We start from the raw sequence: 20,153 nt of genomic DNA, 5'->3' as shown, positions 1-20,153 counted from the left end.
TCACTTAGTCTTTACCGAGCGTTCGCTTTCACGCCCCCTTACGGCCACCCGAGGACCGTTGGCTGGGATTCGCGTGCGCTGATCACGCAGCTGTGTTCACTCGGGGAGGGCAATGATGACCGCATACTCACGATTCGTGCGACGAATCGGAATCGGATTCCTGGCGGTGGCGGCCCTCGTGGCGGCTCCGCTCGCGGCACTGCCGAGCCAGGCGAGCACCGCCGGCACCGGTGTGGTGATCAACGAGGTCTACCTCAGCGGGGGCAGCGCTGGGGCGGCATACTCCAACAAGTTCATCGAGCTCTACAACCCCGGCGCCTCCACCGTGAGCCTCGACGGATGGTCGCTGCAGTATCGCCCCGCGACCGGCACGGGTGCGGCATCCGGTGTCGTCGCCCTGTCGGGCTCGATCGCGCCGGCGGGCTATTTCCTCGTGCAGGGCGGCAGCAACGGCGTGAACGGCGCGCCGCTGCCGACTCCGGATGTGGTGGGCACCCTCAATCCGAGCGGCTCGGCCGGCACGATCATCCTCTCCAACACGGCCTCTGCCCTCACGCTGCCGGCGGGCTCGATCACCGGCGACCCCGCAGTCGTCGATCTGCTCGGCTACGGCACCTCCAACACCTTCGAGACGGCGGATGCTGCGGCACCGGCCGGCAATACCGACGTGAAGTCGCTCGTGCGCACGGCATTCGCCGACTCCGACAGCAACGCCGCCGACTTCTCGCTCTCGGCCACGATCACGCCGAAGGCGGGCGGGCCGAGCGACCCGGGCGGTCCCACCGATCCGCCCGTCGCGCTCTCGATCGCAGAGATCCAGGGCACGACGGATGTCAGTCCCCAGGTCGGAAAGACCGTGGAGACCACCGGCGTCGTGACCGCCGCCTACTCCAGCGGCGGCTTCAACGGCTTCTACCTGCAGACCGCGGGCACGGGTGGGGCCGTCGACCTCGACGCCCACACCGCTTCCGACGGCATCTTCGTGTACTCCCCGAGCACGGTGGCCAGCGTGGCGATCGGCGACTACGTGAAGGTCACCGGGGCGGTGAGCGAGTTCAGCCACCTCACCGAGCTGTCCGTGACATCCGCCTCCGGGCTCACCGAGCTCGACAGGTCGGGGATCGTGGCGCCGGTGCCGGCCACCGTCGGCTTTCCGTCGACCGATGCCCAGCGCGAGTCGCTCGAGGGAATGCTGGTGGCACCGCAGGGCGCCTACACCGTGACCGACAACTACTCGACGAACCAGTATGGCGAGATCGAACTGGCCCACGACACGAGTCCCCTGCTGCAGCCCACCGCCGTTGCACCGGTCGGCACTGCTGGCTACCTCGCCGTTATGGCCAAGAATGCGGCCATCCGCGTGACTCTCGATGATGGAGCAAGCACGAACTTCCTCTCTGCGGCGAACACCGGCAAGCCGCTCCCGTGGTTGAGCCTCGCCGCGCCTCTGCGGATCGGCGCGCCTGTCACCTTCACGCGGCCGGTGATCCTCGACTTCCGCAACAGCCTGTGGAAGCTGCAGCCGACGACCGAACTGACTCCCTCCGACGCCGACACTGTGCAACCGGCAACCTTTGCAAACACGCGCACGACCGCGCCGAAGAAGGTCGGCGGCACCCTGAAGGTGGCGACCTTCAATGTGCTCAACTACTTCCCCACCACGGGGGAGAAGCGCGTCGGATGCACCTATTACACGGATCGAGAGGGCGTGCCAACGACGGTCAACAACAGTGACGCTCCGGGCTGCGGCGTGCGTGGCGCGGCCAACGAGGCGAGTTTCCAGCGCCAGCAGGCCAAGATCGTGACCGCGATCGGCGCACTCGGAGTCGACGTCGTCTCGCTCGAAGAGATCGAGAATTCCGCCAAGTTCGGGCAGGACCGGGATGCCGCGGTCGCGACTCTCGTGGCGGCACTGAACGCGAAGGGCGCGACCTGGGACTACGTGCGCTCGCCCGCGACGCTACCGGCGACGGCCGATGAAGACGTCATCCGCACCGCGTTCATCTACCGCACGGCCACCGCGAAGCCGGTCGGCGCATCCACCATCCTCATCGGTTCGCCAGCGTTCAGCAACGCGCGTGAGCCACTGGCCCAGGCCTTCCAGCCGGTGCGGGGCAAGAAGGGATCCACCTTCCTCGTCATCGCCAACCACTTCAAGTCAAAGAGCCCTGGCGGCGCCGCCGGGGACAACGTGGATACCGGCCAGGGTGCCTATAACGGTGATCGCACCCGGCAGGCGCAGGCGCTCATCGCGTTCGCCGACCAGCAGAAGAAAGCGGCCAAGACCGAGAAGGTGCTGTTGGTTGGCGACTTCAACTCGTATGAGCAGGAGGATCCGATCCTCACCCTCGCGGCCGCGGGCTATGTCGATCAGGTGCCGAAGACCGGCAAGCAGACGTATGCCTTCGACGGCATGGTCGGCTCGCTCGACCACGTGCTCGCATCGACGGCGGCCGACCACAGCGTGTCCGGGGCGGATGTCTGGAACATCAACTCCGTCGAGTCGGTGGGTCTGGAGTACAGCCGCTTCAACGCCAACGTGACGAACCTCTACGAGGTGAGCCCCTACCGGTCGAGTGACCATGATCCGGTGATCCTCGGCCTCGATCTGCCGACGAAGGGTGGAGGCCACGATGATGGAGACGAGGGCCACCATGGCGGGCACGACGAGCATGGTAGAGGTGCCGGCGGCTGCGGTCATCGCTTCTTCTAGAGTGCTGCGAGCCGCTCACACGCCCCCGCAAATGCCGGGCAAATGAGCGCGTGCTGGCTACCCTTAGCCCATGTCGACGTTTCGAACTCCTGTCGGCCCGCAGCCACCGAAGGTGTACTGGCGTCGCCGCCTGATCCTCGGTCTCGGCGCGCTCGCAGTGATCGTGATCATCATCCTGATCATCGTGCGTCCGGGGTCGGGCAGCCCGACCCCGGCGGCCACCACGAAACCGGGCGCGTCGCCGTCCGTGACACCCAGCGCCGCGGCATCCACCCCCGCAGCCGGAGCCGCCTGTGTGCCGGCCAGGATCAAGCTCGTCGCGGTGACCGACAAGACGACTTACGCCGCGACGGAGCAGCCACAGATCAGCATGTCGATCACCAACACGGGCACAGTCGACTGCACGATCAACCTCGGCTCGACCCAGCAGGAGCTCGTCATCACGAGCGGATCCGAGACGATCTGGGATTCGAAGGACTGCCAGACGGCTCCGGTCGACACTCCCGTCACGTTGAAGCCAGGGGTCGCAGTGACGACACCGGCCATCGCCTGGGACCGCACGCGCTCCTCGAAGACCACCTGTGCCGCAAGCCGCCCACCGGTGACCGGGGGCGGTGCGAGCTACCACCTAGCCGTCAAGGTCGGGGCGCTCAGCTCCAAGTCGACGGTGCAGTTCCTGCTCAACTGAGGGTTTCGGCAATCTTCTAGGCTGACGGGATGACCTCTCTCCCGGCAGCCCCTGGATCGATCGGGGCCGCGCTGAGTTCCGGGGGCGTTCTGCTCGACGGCGGACTCGGCACCCTGCTGGAGGCTCGCGGGCACGATCTCTCGTCGTCGCTGTGGTCGGCACGGCTGTTGATGGAGCATCCGGAGGCGATCCTCGATGCCCACCGGGAGTACTTTCGCGCGGGAGCGGACGTCGCCATCTCGGCCTCCTACCAAGTGAGCTACGACGCTCTCGCCGCCATCGGTCAGGGCGCCGGCGCGGTGGACGAGCTGCTGCGCCTCAGCATCTCGCTGGCAGCCGAGGCTCGCGACGAAATCCGTGCGGGAGGCTGGGTCGCGGCATCCGTCGGTCCCTTCGGCGCTTCTCGTGCGGACGGATCGGAGTACCGCGGCGACTATGGGCTCACCGTCGCGGAGTTGCGAGACTGGCATCGCCGACGGCTGGAAGTGTTGATCGACGCCGGGGCCGACGTGCTCGCGGTCGAGACCATCCCGTCGCTCGCCGAGGTCGAGGCGATCGTGAGCGAAATCGACGGCACCGGTATGCCCGCCTGGATCTCCGTCACCTCCTCGGATGGTCTGCTTCGCTCGGGAGAGTCCCTCGAGCGGGCATTCGAGATCGCCTCCGACATCGATGAGGTGATCGCCGTCGGCGTCAACTGCACCCACCCGCGGGACATCGCCGCAGCGCTCGCGGCCGCTCGGAAGGCGACATCGGTTCCGGTGATCGTGTATCCGAACTCCGGTGAGACCTGGGATGCGGTCGGGCGCCGCTGGACGGGCGAGCCCGGGCTCTCTGGGCGCCTGGTGCAGGAGTGGATCGAGCTCGGCGCCGCGGCAGTCGGCGGCTGCTGCCGCATCGGCCCGGAGCAGATAGCCTCGCTCGCCGCCGAGGCGAGCTAGCGTCAGAACGCGGGAACGTCCGCCTGCTGCGTGGGTGCGGCCGCGAAGGCCTTTCGCATGGCCTCACGCAAGAGCCCGTGTTCCGCATCGATCACGGTCGTGTAGCCCAGCCGACGTGCCTCGGCCACGCGCTGCTTGGCCTGTGACACGGCACGGATCTCGCCGGCGAGGCTGATCTCCCCGATGGCGGCGAGGGATGCCGGCAGTGCGATGCCGCTGTGAGCGCTGGCGATGGCCAGCGCGATAGCGAGATCCGCTCCCGGCTCGGTGAGCTTGATGCCGCCGACCGTCGACACGTAGACGTCGCACTCGCTGAGTTTGAGGGCGGCTCGACGCTCGAGCACCGCGAGGAGCATGGCGACCCGCGAGGAGTCCACTCCGTTCGTCACCCTCCGTGGGTTGGGAGCGCTCGACTTGACGATCAACGCCTGCACTTCCACGGGCAGGGCGCGGCGGCCCTCCACCGCGATCGTCACACAGGTGCCGCTGACGGCGACCTTTCCGCGGGAGAGGAACAGCCCGCTCGGGTCGGCGACCTCGGCGATGCCGTCCCCGGTCATCTCGAAGCAACCCACCTCATCCGTCGGTCCGAAGCGGTTCTTGTGGGCGCGGATGAAGCGCAGCGAGGTCTGCCGGTCGCCCTCGAACTGGCACACGACATCCACCAGGTGCTCGAGCAGCCGGGGGCCGGCGATCGAGCCGTCTTTCGTGACGTGACCGACGAGCAGCACCGGCAGGTTACGGTCCTTCGACACGCGGATGAGGGTGGCCGCCACCTCGCGCACCTGCGACGGGCCTCCGGCGAGTCCGTCGACGAGCGACGACGAGACCGTCTGCACGGAGTCGACGATGAGCAGGTCGGGCTTCACCTGATCGATCTGGCCGAGCACCGTGGCGAGATCGACCTCCGCGGCGAGGAAGAGCAGCGGCTGAAGCGCGCCGGTGCGCTGGGCGCGGAGCCGCACCTGGCTCACGGATTCCTCGGCGGTCACGTAGAGCACGCGCATGCCGTTCGCGGCGGCCTTCGAGGCCACCTCGAGAAGCAGGGTGGACTTGCCGACCCCCGGCTCGCCGCTCAGCAGGATGGTGGCACCCGGCACGATTCCGCCACCGAGCACCCGGTCGAATTCGGCGATGCCGCTCGGCCAGTGGGCCACCTCGTCGGCGCTGATCGCGACGATGGATTTCGCGGTGCGATCCTCAGTGAGAGTGACGGCTCGCAGTCGACCGCCGAGTGGGGGAGGCGAGTCCGCCGCATCCACGATCGTGCCCCAGGCCTGGCATTCGGCGCATCGGCCGGCCCATTTCGGGGTGGTCCAACCACACTCGGTGCAACGGAAAGTGGACTGGACTCGTGCCATGGTCGACAGCCTAAGCGAGGCCGCCGTCACCGCTGGCCGTGCCGTCTCCGGTTGTGGAGGGCACTGCCCGATCGATGAGGGGGAGGAATGCGGATGCCCACACCCGGTAGCCGCGATCGTTCGGGTGGAAGAAGTCGGCCGCCACCCGGTTGAGGGCGTACAGCGCAGCCCCCTGTCCCCTGGTCTTCGCATAGAGGGGCGCGACCTCGAAGCCGTGCTCCTCGGCGAGCCGGTGCACGATGGTGTTCGCTACCTTCACATTGCGTTCCGCTGCCCCGAGGTAAAAGGAGGGCACCTCGGCCACGATCGCCCCGGCCGGCAGGGAGGCGTAGACCTCCGTGAGCTCGCGGGTGAAGCGATCCCGATCGAAGGCCGGCATGTCGTTGGCACCGATCGCGACCGTCACGATGTCAGGGGAGAGCCGTCGCAGGGGGGCGAGTTGCACGGCGATCGCCTCGCGCAGGCGGGCGCCGGAGATGCTCAGATTCACGACGCGCACCGAGCGCCCGGTGCGCTCTCGCAGATGCCGGGCGATGAGTCCGACATAGCTGCGCCCGGGTTGGCTTGCGCCGACCCCCTGCGCGGCCGAGTCGCCGATGGCGACGTAGAGCAGCTCGCCATCCTTCGCCCGCTGCTCTTTCCACCACCGGGCGTTGAGGTGCAGGGTGCGGGCGAGTCGATCGGCGCCGGCGCGCTGCCGGCTCAGCACGACAGACAGCACACGGAGGGCCACCACTGCCAGGGCTGCAACCGCGACACCGCTCACGATCCAGGGCAACGCGGTCACGGTTCCATGTTAGGGGAGGTGATCCGTGACCGATCCAGCGCGTGTACTAGGATCATCTGCGGAACCGTGTCCGAGCGGCCGAAGGTGCAACTCTCGAAAAGTTGTGTGGGTGAGAGCCCACCGTGGGTTCAAATCCCACCGGTTCCGCCAATAAAAATGCTGGTCAAAGGCGCTATTGTGGGTTGAATAGTGGGCTCATCGCCCACCATTCAACCGCAGCCTGGCTTGCTGTCGCTCGCTCAGCTCTTCCGAATGTCGGACAGGTGGCGGTCTCCCTGATGGTGCTCAGTCGACGAGATCCCCCGAATTGGCCACAGCGCTGATCCTTGGGCGCCCTCGATCTCTTTCGTATGGCGCCCGGTCATCGGACTCCATGGCGGGACGCCGATACGGATGTCCTCCAAGCGGCAGCCAACGAGATCCCTGCGAATTTGGGGATGAGTTCGTTGACCGTACCCGCTGCGAGTCTGAGACGTGGTTGTTGCGCCAGGTGATGACGAACACAATCCGAGCCGTGCCCCTGTGGCCCTCCTACTCCAGCTCGATGGTGAGTGTGAGCTCGATCGTTTTCGAGATCAGCTCCAGCTCGGCATCCCTGTTGAGATTGGGCCATTCGGCATCGATGTCGAGTAGCTCGTGCACGAACGACAATCCAGTGACGATCGAGGCGAGCAGCACTGCTCGTTCGCGAGGTCGAGAAAGCCCTAGTTCCGTGATCATGGGAAGCATCGTGCGGCTGACGAACATCTCCCGGAGGTGTGAGATCGCCTCGGGCCGTGAACTGGCGGCTCGCATGATGGAGAGGATGTTGCTGGGCTCCTCAGCCTTGATCGACTCCAGTATTCTCTGCGCCATCGCTCGGGCCGCCTCCGCTCGTGGCAGAGCGGCCAGTAGTTTTGGTGCCCGAAGGGCCTCCTCGCTCGGTGCTGGCATCGACGCGGCGAACAGTTGCTCTTTGCTGGAAAAGAAGTAGATGACCAGACTCGGGTCGACACCTGCCCGTTCCGCAATGAGCCTGATGGTCGTGCGCTGATAACCGTGTTCCGCAAAGAGCGCTTTTGCCGCCTGAAGCACGTCGTCGCGGCTCTCGCTCGAGCCCGAGCGTCGACCGACTCGTGTGGCGTTCATCGGCCCGCTCCCGCACGCTTTTCGCTATTTGACATCTACTGAAATCGTAGTTTACGATCCTAATTACACAACTGTTGAATTTATGGAGAGGGTCGCATGTCCGCCAGCGCAACCGAGGTCGGCACCGATGATCCGTCGGATCTGGCCCCTAATCCGTTCCGGTGGCGTGCGCTCGTCGTCATCGCGTTGGCGCAGCTCATGGTCGTTCTTGACGGTTCGATCGTGAACATCGCCCTGCCCTCGATCCAGACTGACCTGAGCATCTCCGACACGGATCGTCAGTGGGTTGTCACCGCATACACCCTCGCGTTCGGCAGCCTCCTCTTGCTCGGCGGTCGCATCGCCGACTATGCGGGACGCAAGCGGATGTTCGTGGTGGGACTCATCGGCTTCGTCATCGCATCCGCGCTCGGAGGCCTCGCCCCGAACGCGGGAACCCTATTCGCCTCACGTGGGCTGCAGGGCCTGTTCGCTGCCATGCTCGCGCCGGCCGCACTCTCACTCATCAGCGTGACCTTTACCGACACGAAGGAACGGGCGCGTGCCTTCGGCGTCTACGGCGCCATAGCTGGCGGCGGGGCAGCGATTGGCCTGATTCTCGGCGGTGTTCTCACCGAATACGCGAACTGGCGCTGGTGCCTTCTCGTGAACGTGCCGATTGCCGTCGTCGCGGTGGTACTCGCGCTGCTCTTCGTTCAGGAGTCCCGAAACGCCGGGCGGGCGCGCTACGACATCCCGGGTGCGATAACGGTCACCGCTGGACTCTTCTCGCTCGTCTACGGGATCACCCAAGCCGAGAGTGCCGGGTGGGGCAGCGCGACGACGATCGGTTTCCTCGCACTCGCCGCCGGTCTGCTCGTCGCCTTCGTAGTCATTCAGGCTCGCGTCGCCTACCCCATGCTGCCCCTTCGCATCGTGAAGGACCGGGTGCGTGGGGGCGCGTATCTCGCGGCGTTCTTCGTCGGCACCGCGGGGCTGTCGTTCTTCTTGTTCTTGTCGTATTTCCTTCAACTCATTGTGAAGTTCACTCCGCTTCAGTCGGGCTTGGCATTTCTCCCGTTCTCGGCGGGAGTGGTCGTCAGCGCCACCGTCGCGAGTCGACTGCTTCCGAGATTCGGACCGCGCTTTGTGACCTTCACCGGCTTCATCATGATGTCGGGAGCAATGCTGGGATTCGCTCAGCTGACACCGACGAGCGCGTACGCGTCGGCGGTGCTCCCCTACATGATCGTCGCGAGCCTCGGCTTCGGCCTGATCTTCGTTCCGCTGTCGTCCACGGCGCTTTTCGGCGTTGCGAACAATGACAGCGGAATCGCCTCGGCGACCCTCAACACCAGCCAGCAGATCGGCGGCACGATCGGAATCGCGGCGCTCAACACGATTGCCGCATCTGTCACGACCACCTACCTCACCGACCATTCTCTTGCCCGACCGACCCCCGATGCGCTCATCGCCGGGTTCTCCAGTGCTTTCCAGGTCAGCTCGGCGATCTTGCTCGGGATGGGAGTCCTGTGGCTTTTCATCCTCGGAAGAGGCGCAGACGCGATGCGCAGCAGTACGCAGATGGATGCCGCGCCCACCGCCAGCATGCCTGCGAAGACCACAGAAAGTGAGACTGCCTGATGTCCTCCTTTGGGAACGTGCGAAAGGACTGGAGGCCGGGAACGCTGGCATCCGAGCCGGGGCCTATCTGGGCTTTCGGGTGGCGATCTTTGGCGGGACCGGCGGCCTTGGCAGAGCCATCGCCGAGTCCTTGCTTGACAACGGGGCCGAGGTCACCGTGTTGGGAAGGACTCTCAAGGAGCCGCCCCACCCGCGACGATCATTTGTGCCCGTCGACCTGTCGTCCCTGATCAGCGCACGCGCCGCTGCCCGCGACCTCGCGGCCGAATCCTTCGACGCGGTGCTACTCACCCATGGAATCTACGCTGGCCAAACCCGCGAGGTCACCGCTGAAGGGCTAGAGAAGGATCTCGCGACAAGTGCGATGAGCCGGTGGGTCATCCTGCGCGAACTGGCCCCACGGGTGGGCCGCGAAAGACCGACGGCGGGGCAGAAGCCGCGCCTCTTTGTCTGGGGCTTCCCGGGCGGCGAACGTGAGCTCGACTTCACGAACATCGACTCCAGCCGGGACTACCGCTGGCAGACGGCCCACAGCAACACCGTCGTGTTCAACGAGGCTCTGGTGCACGATACGGCTGCCCGGTTCCCGGACGTCTCCGTCTTCGGGATGAACCCGGGCATCATCAGTACCAACATCATGTCCGGAGTGCTGGGGCAGTCGTCAATGAAGCTGCGAGCCCAACAGGCACTGATTGGCCTGCTGTTTCAGAGCCCGGATACCTACGCCAAGAAAGTGATCCCTCTTCTGGTGCATCCGGAGCTGGAAGACCGGTCAGGTTCCCTGTTCAACCGGAACGCCCAGCCCATCGAACCCAATCCCTGGCTTCTCGCCAATGACAACCTCGAGCGGGTAGTCCAGGCGGCGCAGACGATGTCGGCGGAGATCCTCGCCTAGCCGACGCACGAGAGATCCGGTTTGCCGTTCGAAGTCTCGCGGACGGATGCGCTCACCCACCGCATGTACGACGACGTCCGATGAAATCAAGGAGAACAGCAATGTCCACACCCGCCAACACGATCACCGAAAACCCGCCGCCGATTTCGACCGGAGTAACGCCTCAACGGCTCAGCACCCTGCGTCGCTGGAACATCGGCCTCACCATCCTGCATCTCGGGCAGGCCGCTGCGATGCTCATCCTGGCCAACAACTTCGCGATCCCTGTGCTGAGCGCGTACACCGCGGGTCGACCGGGGACTATCGGGCTGACAACCTCGAACCTGTTCGATTTGAGAATCGGATGGGCCATCGCCCTGTTTCTCGGTCTAGCCGGTCTGGATCACTTCCTCACGGCATCCTTCGGTCGAAGAATTTATGAGCGCGACCTCACGCACGGGATCAACCGGTTCCGTTGGCTCGAGTACTCCATCAGCGCAACGATCATGGTGATCGTGATCAGCATGTACTGGGGCATCGTCACCATCAACGCCCTCATCGCTATCGCCGGCGCCAACGTCGCAATGATTCTGTTTGGGTGGCTGCAGGAGAAAATGAACCCGCCCGGACGCACCATCACCACCATGCTCCCGTTCTGGTTCGGTGCCCTCGTCGGGCTGACGCCGTGGATCGCAATGGCCGTCAACATTTCGCTACTGAAGGACGAAAACCTGCCGGCATCGCTGTACATAATCCTGATTGTGCAGGGCGTCTTCTTCTTCTGCTTCGGGTTGAACCAGTGGCTGCAGTATCGGCAGGTCGGACCGTGGCGCAACTACGCTTTCGGTGAAAAAACCTACCTGGTTCTCAGTCTCGCGGCGAAGTCACTACTGGCTTGGCAGATCTTCGCGGTGTCACTCTTCTCGTGAGAAGAAACCTTCCCCGCGAAACCGATAGGTGAGCGAAGTGGGACTATCCGCGCCCACCGCGCTTTTCCTCGTGAGGCGTGCTGTTGGCGGACCGACGGTCTACACGCCCGACCGATAGACCTCGATCTGCCAATCGCTGGCGAGGGCCGCTATGGCGGCGACGGCCACCAGCACCGGTGCCACAACCGCGGCGACGACCCCCGCATTCACCGGGATCTCCATCACGGTGTGACCCGCGCCGTCTTTCACGGTGATCCGCCGCACATTGCCCTCGTGGAGCAGCTCCCTGACCTTGGCGACCATCGCCTCGCCCTTCACGCGCAGCTTCTCGGCGAAGGGTTCTTCTGTCGGTTCCGTGCCGTTCTGGGTGCTCATGGTGATGTTCCGTTCTGCATTGATTGGACTGGTGACTCCTATCCAACAATCCCCGACGGACAATCGCCAGGGGCGAAGGTCCCGGGCTGGTGTGCAGTCTCGCACCCCGCGCAAGAATCGCCGGCACCGGAGGCTCGGAATCTGATCCGTCCCGTTGCCCCGCCCGACTCCCGACGGCCTGCTCTCGACGGCCCGACCTGGACCTCTGCCCGGTTCGACATCGTCCTCGCGCCGGACGGGGCGTGAGGGAATAGATTTCCAATCTATGTGTTTGCATGTATATCAATCACGGCGGAAGGAATCCATCCCATGAGCTCAATCACATCGGGCCTACACCACGTCACCGCTATCGGTGGCAATCCCCAGAAGAACATCGATTTCTATATCAGGGGGATGGGGCTGCGCCTCGTCAAGAAGACCGTCAACTTCGACGACTCGAAGACCTATCACCTGTACTACGGTGACACCGCCGGAAGCCCGGGGAGCCTGATGACCTTCTTCCCCTGGAACGGGGTGCCCCAGGGCACCATCGGCAGCGGGCAGTCGACGACCACCGCGTTCTCCGTGCCACAGGGCAGCATCGGTTGGTGGAAGCGCCACTTCTCAGACCTCGGCATCGAGTCCTCGGCGGTGGAGGTGAGCCCCGACGAGGAGCGGCTCTCGCTCCGCGACCCCGACGGGCTTCAGCTCGACCTCGTCGCGTCGTCGATCGCCGATCCGCGGGATCCCTGGGACTCGGCATCCGTCCCCGCCGAATACGCCATTCGCGGACAGCACTCGTCGGTGTTGACCGTCGCAGATCCAGCTGGCACCGTCAGCGTGCTCACCCACGATCTCGGGCTGAAACTCATCTCGGAGACCCCGGGTCGATTCCGATTCGCGGCTGGAGAGGGCGCTGCCGGCGGAATCGTGGATGTCGTCGCAGACAGTTCCGCGCCGGTCGGGCTGACCGCCGGTGGCACAGTGCACCACATCGCGTTCCGCGCGCCGGATGCCGCGGCACAACTCCAATGGCGGGACGAGCTGCTGGACCGTGGCCTCCAGGTCACCCAGGTGCTCGATCGGCAGTACTTCACCTCGATCTACTTCCGCGAGCCGGGCGGAGTGCTCTTCGAGATCGCCACGGACACCCCCGGCTTCGACATCGATGAGCCCCTTCTCGAACTCGGTCGTGGTCTCAAGCTGCCGCCGTGGCTCGAGCCGTCCCGCGAGATGATCGAGCGCTCGGTCGCCAAGATCACGGTGCCCGAGGAGAACAACCCTTCGTTCGCCGCTCCGCAGGCCTAGTCCGATGACACGGGACGAGGCCTCATTCGATCGGCCGCACGTATTCCTCCCGGGCGGTGGCCCGCAGGCTCCGGTACTGCTCGCGCTTCATGGCACCGGGGGCTCCGAGGACTCCATGGCGGACTTCGCCCGACAGCTGAAGGACGATGCTGCCGTGCTCGCCCCCCGGGGGCTCGTCGTGGAGGGGCCGCACGCGCGGTGGTTTCGACGCCTGGGCGAAGGGGTCTTCGACGTGGACGATGTGGAACTGCAAGCGGATCGCCTCGCCGATTTCGTTCTTCACGCACAGGAGACCTATGGCCTGGGCGGCCGCCGGTTGTTCGCCGTCGGCTTCTCCAATGGGGCCAACATGGCGCTGGCGTTGGCCACACGTCATCCCGAGTTGCTGGCCGGAGTAGTGGCGTTCTCCGGAATGTATCCCTATGCAGACCGAGATCTCCCCACGGGCGTCAGCGGGCTGGCGGCACTGCTTCTCAATGGGCAAGACGATCCGATGGCCCCGCAGCCGAGCGTCGCCCGGCTGGAGGAGCAGCTTCGTCGGAGGGGCGCCACCGTTGATCGCCGCACCCGCGCCGGCGGGCACGGCGTGACGGAGGATGAACTGCAGACGGCACGGGATTGGCTCGAGGCGGAGGCGGCTCGGCTCTGACTCTCGCCGAATCCCGCTCGCTCGACGGCACGGTGATCCTGCTGCCCCGAACTGAACCGTGTCTACGATGGGATGATGGGCACAGTCTCTCGACGGCACCTCTTCGCGCTGGCGGGGGTCGGCCTCGTCGCGTCCGGCTGCGCTCCGGTGGCTCCCACTCCTTCGCCGAGCGCATCCGCGGGGGGACCACCGGACTGGGCGGCGCTCGCCGGCAGTGTCGGCGGCACCCTCTCCCGGCCGGGTGACGCGACCTACGACACCGTGAGGCTCACCGAGAACCCGCGCTGGGATACCGCGCGTCCATTGGCGGTGCTCTCGGCACAGACGGCATCGGATGTCGCGGTGGCGATCGCATTCGCCGCGCGCTATCGCGTGCCCATCGCCCTTCGCTCAGGCGGCCACAGCTACCCCGGCTATTCCGCCGGCGGTGCACCCGGCACCGGTGTGAAACCGTCCCTGGTGATCGACACCCGGCGGATGGCGCAGGTCGAGATCGCCGCCGACAACACGGTGCGGGTGGGCGCCGGTGCTTCTCTCGCCGCCCTCTACGACGCGATCGGGTCGAAGGGCCGGGCCATCGCGGGAGGGTCCTGCGCCACCGTCGGCATCGCCGGGCTCACCCTGGGCGGGGGTGTGGGGGTGCTGGTGCGGGCCTACGGCCTCACCTGCGATTCCCTCGTCGGTGTCGAGATCGTCACGGCGGATGGCAGGGTGCATTCGGCCGACGCCTCGACCGACCCTGACCTCTACTGGGCGAGCCGCGGCGGAGGGGGTGGCCACCTCGGCGTCGTCACGGCACTCACCTTCGCGACCCGGCCGGCGCCCGATGTGACGATGTTCAGCCTCGGCTGGCACTTCGCGGAGGCCGCCGCGGTGATCCGGGCTTGGCAGGACTGGGCTCCCACCGCGGACCCCAAGCTGTGGTCGACCCTCAAGCTGCTCAACGGCGCGAGGTACCCCACGGAACCCGGAGTGTTCGTCTCCGGCACCTGGATCGGTGATCCGAGTGAACTCTCCGGCCAGCTTCAGCCCTTTCTCGCCGAGGCTGGCGCACCGAAGTCCCGGGGTTCCTCCACCCACGACTACCGGGACGCAATGATGATCTACGCGGGATGTGGATCTTCTCCTGCCTCGGCCTGCACCACAGGATCGGGGGGCATCCTCACCCGCGAGTCCTTCGCCGGCACCTCGCACGTGCCAACGACGAAGCTGGATGCGGTGGGCATCCAAACCGTGATCGACACGGTGATGAGCGCGAAGTCCGTGCCCGGGATGATCGAGGGTGGCATCTCACTTGATGCGCTCGGCGGCGCGGTGCAGGGCATCGCGGCCGACGCCACCGCCTTCCCGCACCGGGATGCGCTGATGACCGTCCAGTACACGGCCACCTTCACCGACGGCACGGACGCCGATCCTCCGTCGCGCTGGGTGCGGGGATTCCGCACCGCTCTCATACCCCAGTGGGGCACCGCGGCCTATGTCAATTACGCCGACGCCGACATCGCCGATCCCAGCGCCTCCTATTTCGGGGCGAACGCCGAGCGGCTGGAGAGAATCGCCCGCCGGTACGATCCCCAGGGACTCTTCACCCAGCCGCAGCCCTGGTAGCGGGGTGGGCCGCGCGGAGTGCCGCCGTGCGCGGGAGGCGGACACCGACATACTGGGGAGGTGAATCGTCTCGGGGGACGCCGGTTGCGCTGGCCGTTCAGGTCTGTGCGTGCGCGCCTCGTGGTCGCGCTCGTCCTCGTCTCCGCCCTCGGCATGGCCGCGGGAGGTGCTGCGACTTTCCTCATTCAGCGGCAACGGATGCTCGCGTCCGTGGATGCCTCGCTTCTGGCCGACATCGATGCTGCACGCCTCGTGGTGCTCGGCGCCTCGAACAGCACGGACCCCGGCAACGCTAACGGCGCCGTGCCGGAGCCATTCCACTCGGGTGCCGACGCGCTCCAGGCGGTGATCGGGCGCGTGCTCCCCAACCGGCACCAGAGCTCCCTCGGCGTGCTCGATGGGAGGGCGAGATTCGTTCCGGGAGTGCCCACCGACTTCCGGTTGCAGTCGGTCGCGGGCCTGGTGCCCCGTGTCGTTCGCGAGGTCGCCGACGGCAAGACCCATCTGGGTACCGTTCCCTCCTCCTTCGGCCCGGTCCGTTATGTGGCGACGCCGGTGAGCGTGTCGGGCAACCCTGACCGGGGGATCTACGTCGCAGCGGTCGACGTCGACGCGCAGTCGGGGGAGTTGTCGTCGACATTCGCCACCTTCTGGGGGGTCATCGCCGCAGCGATGATCCTGATCGGGTCTTCGGCCTGGTTCATCGCCGGACGGCTGCTGAACCCCATCCGCACGCTGCGCCTCGCGGCGGCCCGGGTGACCTCGACCAATCGAAGCGAGCGGATCCCGATCGTCGGGCACGACGACCTCTCCTCGCTCACGCGTACCGTCAACCTGATGCTCGATCGACTGGACCGCGCAATGACGGATCAGCGACAGTTGCTCGACGATGTGCGTCACGAGCTGCACACCCCGGTGACGATCGTGCGTGGGCACCTGGAGATCCTGAACGCCTACGATCCGGCGGAGGTCGACGCCACACGAACGCTGGCCATCGAAGAACTCGACCGGGTGACCGAGCTGGTCGAAGACCTCGCTCTCCTCGCGGAGTCCCAGCGCGCCGATCCGGATCTCGTGCCCGTCGACGTCGCGTCACTCACCCGCCACGTCTTCGCGAAGGCCTCGATCCTTGCCGGGCATGAGTGGGCTCTCGCTGACATCACCGACGCGACTGCTGCCCTCGACCCTGCCCGCATCACGCAGGCCTGGCTTCAGTTGGTCGACAACGCCGCGAAATATTCACCGCTCGGATCGCGCATCGAGCTCGGCTCGACCGGTCACCCCGACGACATCGAACTGTGGGTCGCCGACCAGGGCTATGGGATCCTGCCGGAGGCCGCAGACCGGATCTTCGCCCGGTTCGGTCGGGTGGACACGGGACGCGGCATTTCCGGGTCGGGGCTCGGCTTGCCGATCGTGAAAGCCATCGCGGAGTCCCAGGGAGGCAGCGTCGGCTTCGTCTCGGCTCCGGGGGCGACACGCTTCTCTATCGTGCTCCCGTACCACCGGGAAACGCCCGCTCCTGAGGCCGTGCCGTGACCCGTGTGCTTCTCGCCGAAGACGAGGTGCGGATATCCGCATTCGTGCAGAGGGGTCTTCGCGCCGCCGGCTTCCTGTGCACTGTCGTGAGCGACGGTGCGGATGCTCTCCATCAGGCCCAGTCTGGCCAGTTCGACCTGGTGCTGCTAGACGTCGGTCTGCCGGAGCTGGACGGCTTCACGGTGCTCGAGGAGCTTCGACGCACCCATCCGGTGCTTCCCGTGATCATGCTCACCGCGCGCCAGAGTGCGACCGACATCGTGAAGGGTCTTGATCGTGGAGCGAACGACTACATCACGAAGCCGTTCAAATTCGATGAGTTGCTCGCCCGAGTGCGGCTGCGGCTGCGCGAACGCCCCGCCGACCCGTCGCTCGAACTATGCAGGGGGCGGGTGCGTCTGAACTCGGTGTCACGTCGGGCATTCATCGGCGAGACTGCCATCGATCTCTCGGCGAGAGAGTTCGCCCTCGCGGTGGAGTTCTTCCAACACCCCGCGCAGGTGCTCACCCCGACCCAGCTCTTCGACCGAGCCTGGGGGAGGGGGTCGGACTCGTCGGCGAAGGCGGTCGGAGCCGTGATCGCCTCGTTGCGTTCGAAGCTCGGACCCGACCTCATCGAGACGGTCCGTGGAGCGGGCTATCGCCTTAACTAGGAAGTGCCCGGTCCGTGATGGACCGGGCACTAGCGATGTTCGCGCTTTCCTCGGACCCGAACCGGTGGAGAGCGGAACAGAAGAAGACTGGCTGTCCCAGTGGGTCTCACCCGACCCTCCCTAAGAGTCGAGCTGATGATCACTACCCGAAAGTGATCGCTTTCCCACTGTGCAAGCAGTCCCCCGCCTGGAAGTCCCTGATGGAATTCCCCCTAGTAGTAATCATCCGGGTCGAGTGAGCGGAATATCCAAGATGGGGATGAGAGAACTCTTATCTCGACACCCGTCGCCGCAGCGGCGGTCGTGCGGGATGACCGGATGCGTGGCCGAGCGGAATGAAACCTGGCCGTGCAGCCTATGTGCCCGGTTTCGCGGGCTTCGAGTGTGTCGACACGCCGTCGCCGTGAGCACTCCTCCCGGGACTTGTCACGGTCTCGCCCTTGGGCGGCTTCGGTGCCTTCTCCGGCCCAGCCGACTTCCCCTCGCCTGCCTCGGAAGAGGGAGCCATGCCGGTCCCGGCGGAGGGCACCACCGGGCCATCCGGCTTGGCGGAGCCCGACGAAGAGGGGTCGCCGGAATCTGGGTGGGCACCAATCCGGGAGTGAGTGGATGCGGCCGTAGCGGGCTGTGCCGGCGAGTGAACCGTCTCTGACGCATCCTCCACGGGCCGAGCACCAGGTACCGTGACCACGATGAGCTCTCCGTCGCCGGCCGCTGCGGCCATCGGCGAGGGGGCGAACGCGGCGGGATGATGGTCGAGAGGCACGATGAGCGGTGCGACCTCGCGAAGCGTCGAAGCCTGGGTGGTCGCGGGCGTGGCGAACGCCGCGATGGCAACCCCTGAGAGCACAGCCACCGCGCCTGTCGCGCAGAGCCCAGCCAGCAGGAGAGGATGTTTCATTCGCCCAGTGTGACCGAAGCCGCGTCTCCGCGCTGGAACATAAGAGAAGTCTCAGCATGTCGCGCACGATTGAGTCGAGAAGACATCGCGACATCCGCTAACGGAGGCGCCCCTGTCGGCCGATTGATAAGGGGGAAGCCCTCCGTTGGCGCGCCGCCGGGCAATCGGAGCCCGTGCGCGCACAGTGGGGGTGCGCGCTATCGACCGGAGGACTACCCACAGTGAGCCACATACTGATCGCCGAAGACGAGCCGCGCATCTCTGATTTTCTTCGCCGGGGACTCACTGCGGAGGGTTACTCGTGCATCGTGAGGACCGACGGCGCCGAGGCGCTGGCCGAAGCCGAATCCGGTGCCTTCTCCCTCGTGCTCCTCGACATCGGGCTCCCGTCTCTCGACGGTTTCGAAGTGCTGCGTCGCCTTCGGCTGACGGACGCCACAACTCCGGTGATCATGCTCACCGCTCGTCACTCTGTGAACGACACCGTTCTGAGCCTGGACAGCGGGGCCAACGACTTCCTGGCGAAGCCATTCAAGTTCGAAGAGCTCCTCGCGCGAGTTCGCGTGAGACTACGGGATACGGCAAATGGCGGGTCGGGATCACTGCGCCGCGGATCACTCAGTCTCGACCTGAAGACCCGCCGTGCCCAGGTCGGTGAGCAGAGCGTGGACCTTTCGGCACGCGAATTCGCCCTCGCCGAGGAATTCCTGGCTCACCCCGACGAGGTGCTCAGCCGCGAGCAGATCCTCAGCCGGGTGTGGGGCTACGACTTCGATCCCGGATCCAACGTGGTCGAGGTCTATGTCGGGTACTTGCGCGGCAAGCTCGGTGCGGATTCGATCGAGACCGTACGCGGCATGGGTTACCGCCTGCGCTGACGGCGCAAGGGCGGAGTCCGGCAGATTCGGAGAGACGAACCGCGCCACGGATGCGTCATCCGGGCTTCGCCTCCGCGCTCTCAGGCGCGTCCGGGCGCCTCTTCACGCTGTGAGCGCTTATAGGCCTTGACCGCCTTCACGCGGGCATTCTCCTCATTTACCTCGGCGTGGGTCGCGCGTTCGCGCACCAGCCAGGCCGGGGGCTGCTGAAGAAGAGTAGAGATCTCTTCTGTGGTGAGCGGCTCGGTGACTTCGCCGCGGGCGAGACCGGCATTGGAGACGCCGAGCTTATGCGCGACCACCGGGCGCGGGTGCGGGCCCGACTTGCGCAGCTCGACCAGCCATTCCGGCGGATCGGCGATCATCTGGTTGAGCTGCTCCCGGGAGACGGGTTCGGCCTGGAAGGATTCGGGCGTCGCCGGGAGGTAGATTCCGAGTTTCTGGGCCGCCGTCGCGGGTTTCATTGTCTGGGGGGATTTCGCCGGGGTCATGCGCCCAGCGTAGCCTGAGACCCCTGCGGCGCTCAGCCCGGGATGCCGCGGAACCGAGGGAGAAGCTCATGGACGAGGTTCCCGCTGCCTTCACCATCGCCTTCGCGGCGGGTGTCACGCTCACCCGCTGGACTCGTGCCTGGCAGGAGCGGCAGCGTCGCATCCCCCTCGCCTTTCTGCCGACGGATGCCGCGAACCAGGTGACGGCATTGCACGAGGGCCGTGCCGATGTGAGTTTCGTGCGGCTTCCCATCGACCGGCAGGGCCTAAGTGTCATCCCCCTCTACGACGAGGTGCCCGTCGTGATCCTGCCGAAGGAGCATCCGCTCGTCGACGTCGACAGTGTCCTTCTCGCCGACCTCGCGGGGGAGGAAAGGGTCGCCGACACGCTCCCGGCGGAGGATGCCGTCGAACTCGTGGCAGCCGGGGGAGGCATCGTGATCCTTCCGCAGTCGATCGCCCGACTCCATGCCCGCAAAGACGTGGTGGCGCGGCCCGTTTCGGATGCCGAGGTCACGAGGATCGCGATCGCCTGGCTCGAGGAGCGCGCGACTCGCGAGGTGGAGGAATTCGTCGGAATCGTGCGGGGCCGCACCGCCGCCAGTTCCCGGGCGGTCCCCACTCCCAAGACGGAAAAGCCACGCAAGGTCGTGCCGATCAAGCCTCGGACCGCACAACGCGGCCGCCCCCGCAAGCCCCGGGGGCGATGAGCCAGCCGATGGCTAGCA

The 20,153-nt window shown here is 66.1% G+C and carries 19 protein-coding genes and 1 tRNA gene; 14 read left to right on the top strand and 6 right to left on the bottom strand.

Translation table 11 applies throughout. From position 1 onward, the window contains the following. Positions 1-112 precede the first annotated feature (112 nt). The 3 genes from ABIB54_RS05545 to mmuM all read left to right on the top strand — a co-directional run bounded on the left by ABIB54_RS05545 (position 113) and on the right by mmuM (position 4,342). Complete coding sequence (locus tag ABIB54_RS05545; protein ID WP_354574512.1) at positions 113-2,713, top strand: ExeM/NucH family extracellular endonuclease; 2,601 nt, start codon at positions 113-115, stop codon at positions 2,711-2,713. A gap of 70 nt (positions 2,714-2,783) precedes the next feature. Beyond that, positions 2,784-3,401: a hypothetical protein gene (locus tag ABIB54_RS05540; RefSeq protein WP_354574511.1), complete on the top strand. Its 618-nt coding sequence runs from the start codon at positions 2,784-2,786 to the stop codon at positions 3,399-3,401. A gap of 29 nt (positions 3,402-3,430) precedes the next feature. Further along, positions 3,431-4,342 carry a homocysteine S-methyltransferase gene (gene mmuM / locus ABIB54_RS05535; protein WP_354574510.1) on the top strand — a complete coding sequence of 304 codons (912 nt, stop codon included), beginning with the start codon at positions 3,431-3,433 and terminating at the stop codon, positions 4,340-4,342. A 2-nt stretch (positions 4,343-4,344) separates the two neighbouring features. On the opposite strand, the gene radA is transcribed toward mmuM, so the two are convergent. Together radA and ABIB54_RS05525 are read right to left on the bottom strand one after the other, a co-directional pair. Continuing rightward, positions 4,345-5,703 (bottom strand): DNA repair protein RadA, encoded by a 1,359-nt coding sequence (radA, locus tag ABIB54_RS05530; RefSeq protein ID WP_354574509.1) that lies wholly within the window; start codon positions 5,701-5,703, stop codon positions 4,345-4,347. A 10-nt stretch (positions 5,704-5,713) separates the two neighbouring features. Next, positions 5,714-6,490, bottom strand: a complete 777-nt coding sequence (locus ABIB54_RS05525) for an SGNH/GDSL hydrolase family protein (RefSeq protein WP_354574508.1) — start codon at positions 6,488-6,490, stop codon at positions 5,714-5,716. 60 nt (positions 6,491-6,550) lie between these two features. On the opposite strand from ABIB54_RS05525, the gene ABIB54_RS05520 reads away from it, so the two are divergent. Beyond that, positions 6,551-6,640 (top strand) — tRNA-Ser (locus tag ABIB54_RS05520). A 381-nt stretch (positions 6,641-7,021) separates the two neighbouring features. Here ABIB54_RS05520 and ABIB54_RS05515 read toward each other — a convergent pair. Then, on the bottom strand, positions 7,022-7,564 hold the full coding sequence (locus ABIB54_RS05515; RefSeq protein ID WP_354574507.1) for a TetR/AcrR family transcriptional regulator: 543 nt from the start codon (positions 7,562-7,564) through the stop codon (positions 7,022-7,024). A 150-nt stretch (positions 7,565-7,714) separates the two neighbouring features. Here ABIB54_RS05515 and ABIB54_RS05510 point away from each other — a divergent pair, with 150 nt between their 5' ends. The 3 genes from ABIB54_RS05510 to heR all read left to right on the top strand — a co-directional run bounded on the left by ABIB54_RS05510 (position 7,715) and on the right by heR (position 11,044). Further along, positions 7,715-9,241 (top strand): MFS transporter, encoded by a 1,527-nt coding sequence (locus tag ABIB54_RS05510; protein WP_354574506.1) that lies wholly within the window; start codon positions 7,715-7,717, stop codon positions 9,239-9,241. Positions 9,242-9,446: 205 nt separating this feature from the next. Continuing rightward, entirely contained in the window at positions 9,447-10,136 is a 690-nt protein-coding gene (locus tag ABIB54_RS05505) for a Rossmann-fold NAD(P)-binding domain-containing protein (RefSeq protein ID WP_354574505.1), read from the top strand. Positions 10,137-10,237: 101 nt separating this feature from the next. Then, positions 10,238-11,044, top strand: coding sequence for a heliorhodopsin HeR (gene heR / locus ABIB54_RS05500; protein ID WP_354574504.1), 807 nt, complete (start codon positions 10,238-10,240; stop codon positions 11,042-11,044). Positions 11,045-11,143: 99 nt separating this feature from the next. On the opposite strand, the gene ABIB54_RS05495 is transcribed toward heR, so the two are convergent. Next, positions 11,144-11,419, bottom strand: a complete 276-nt coding sequence (locus ABIB54_RS05495) for a DUF4342 domain-containing protein (protein WP_354574503.1) — start codon at positions 11,417-11,419, stop codon at positions 11,144-11,146. 309 nt (positions 11,420-11,728) lie between these two features. Here ABIB54_RS05495 and ABIB54_RS05490 point away from each other — a divergent pair, with 309 nt between their 5' ends. From ABIB54_RS05490 to ABIB54_RS05470, 5 genes are all read left to right on the top strand, one after another. Next, positions 11,729-12,706: a ring-cleaving dioxygenase gene (locus tag ABIB54_RS05490; RefSeq protein WP_354574502.1), complete on the top strand. Its 978-nt coding sequence runs from the start codon at positions 11,729-11,731 to the stop codon at positions 12,704-12,706. 4 nt (positions 12,707-12,710) lie between these two features. Then, entirely contained in the window at positions 12,711-13,355 is a 645-nt protein-coding gene (locus ABIB54_RS05485) for an alpha/beta hydrolase (RefSeq protein ID WP_354574501.1), read from the top strand. A gap of 75 nt (positions 13,356-13,430) precedes the next feature. Further along, positions 13,431-14,963 carry an FAD-binding oxidoreductase gene (locus ABIB54_RS05480; protein ID WP_354574500.1) on the top strand — a complete coding sequence of 511 codons (1,533 nt, stop codon included), beginning with the start codon at positions 13,431-13,433 and terminating at the stop codon, positions 14,961-14,963. Positions 14,964-15,023: 60 nt separating this feature from the next. Next, complete coding sequence (locus ABIB54_RS05475) at positions 15,024-16,502, top strand: sensor histidine kinase (protein WP_354574499.1); 1,479 nt, start codon at positions 15,024-15,026, stop codon at positions 16,500-16,502. After that, positions 16,499-17,155: a response regulator transcription factor gene (locus ABIB54_RS05470; protein ID WP_354574498.1), complete on the top strand. Its 657-nt coding sequence runs from the start codon at positions 16,499-16,501 to the stop codon at positions 17,153-17,155. The genes ABIB54_RS05475 and ABIB54_RS05470 overlap by 4 nt, the downstream gene beginning before the upstream one ends. A gap of 355 nt (positions 17,156-17,510) precedes the next feature. Here the strand turns inward: ABIB54_RS05470 and ABIB54_RS05465 are convergent, their stop codons facing one another. Beyond that, complete coding sequence (locus ABIB54_RS05465) at positions 17,511-18,056, bottom strand: hypothetical protein (RefSeq protein ID WP_354574497.1); 546 nt, start codon at positions 18,054-18,056, stop codon at positions 17,511-17,513. A 221-nt stretch (positions 18,057-18,277) separates the two neighbouring features. Here ABIB54_RS05465 and ABIB54_RS05460 point away from each other — a divergent pair, with 221 nt between their 5' ends. After that, the gene (locus ABIB54_RS05460; protein WP_354574496.1) at positions 18,278-18,934 is read left to right on the top strand and encodes a response regulator transcription factor; all 657 of its coding nucleotides are present in this window, start codon (positions 18,278-18,280) and stop codon (positions 18,932-18,934) included. Positions 18,935-19,014: 80 nt separating this feature from the next. Here ABIB54_RS05460 and ABIB54_RS05455 read toward each other — a convergent pair whose 3' ends face one another. Next, a complete protein-coding gene (locus ABIB54_RS05455; RefSeq protein ID WP_354574495.1) occupies positions 19,015-19,425 on the bottom strand; it encodes a DUF5997 family protein in 411 nt (136 codons plus the stop codon). A gap of 68 nt (positions 19,426-19,493) precedes the next feature. On the opposite strand from ABIB54_RS05455, the gene ABIB54_RS05450 reads away from it, so the two are divergent. Beyond that, positions 19,494-20,135: a LysR family substrate-binding domain-containing protein gene (locus ABIB54_RS05450; RefSeq protein ID WP_354574494.1), complete on the top strand. Its 642-nt coding sequence runs from the start codon at positions 19,494-19,496 to the stop codon at positions 20,133-20,135. Positions 20,136-20,153: the final 18 nt, after the last annotated feature.

It is taken from the genome of Frigoribacterium sp. UYMn621 (genome assembly GCF_040549525.1).
GTDB lineage: Bacteria > Actinomycetota > Actinomycetes > Actinomycetales > Microbacteriaceae > Lacisediminihabitans.
Note: the sequence above shows the minus strand (reverse complement) of the source record. Positions and strands in the feature narration are given on the sequence as shown.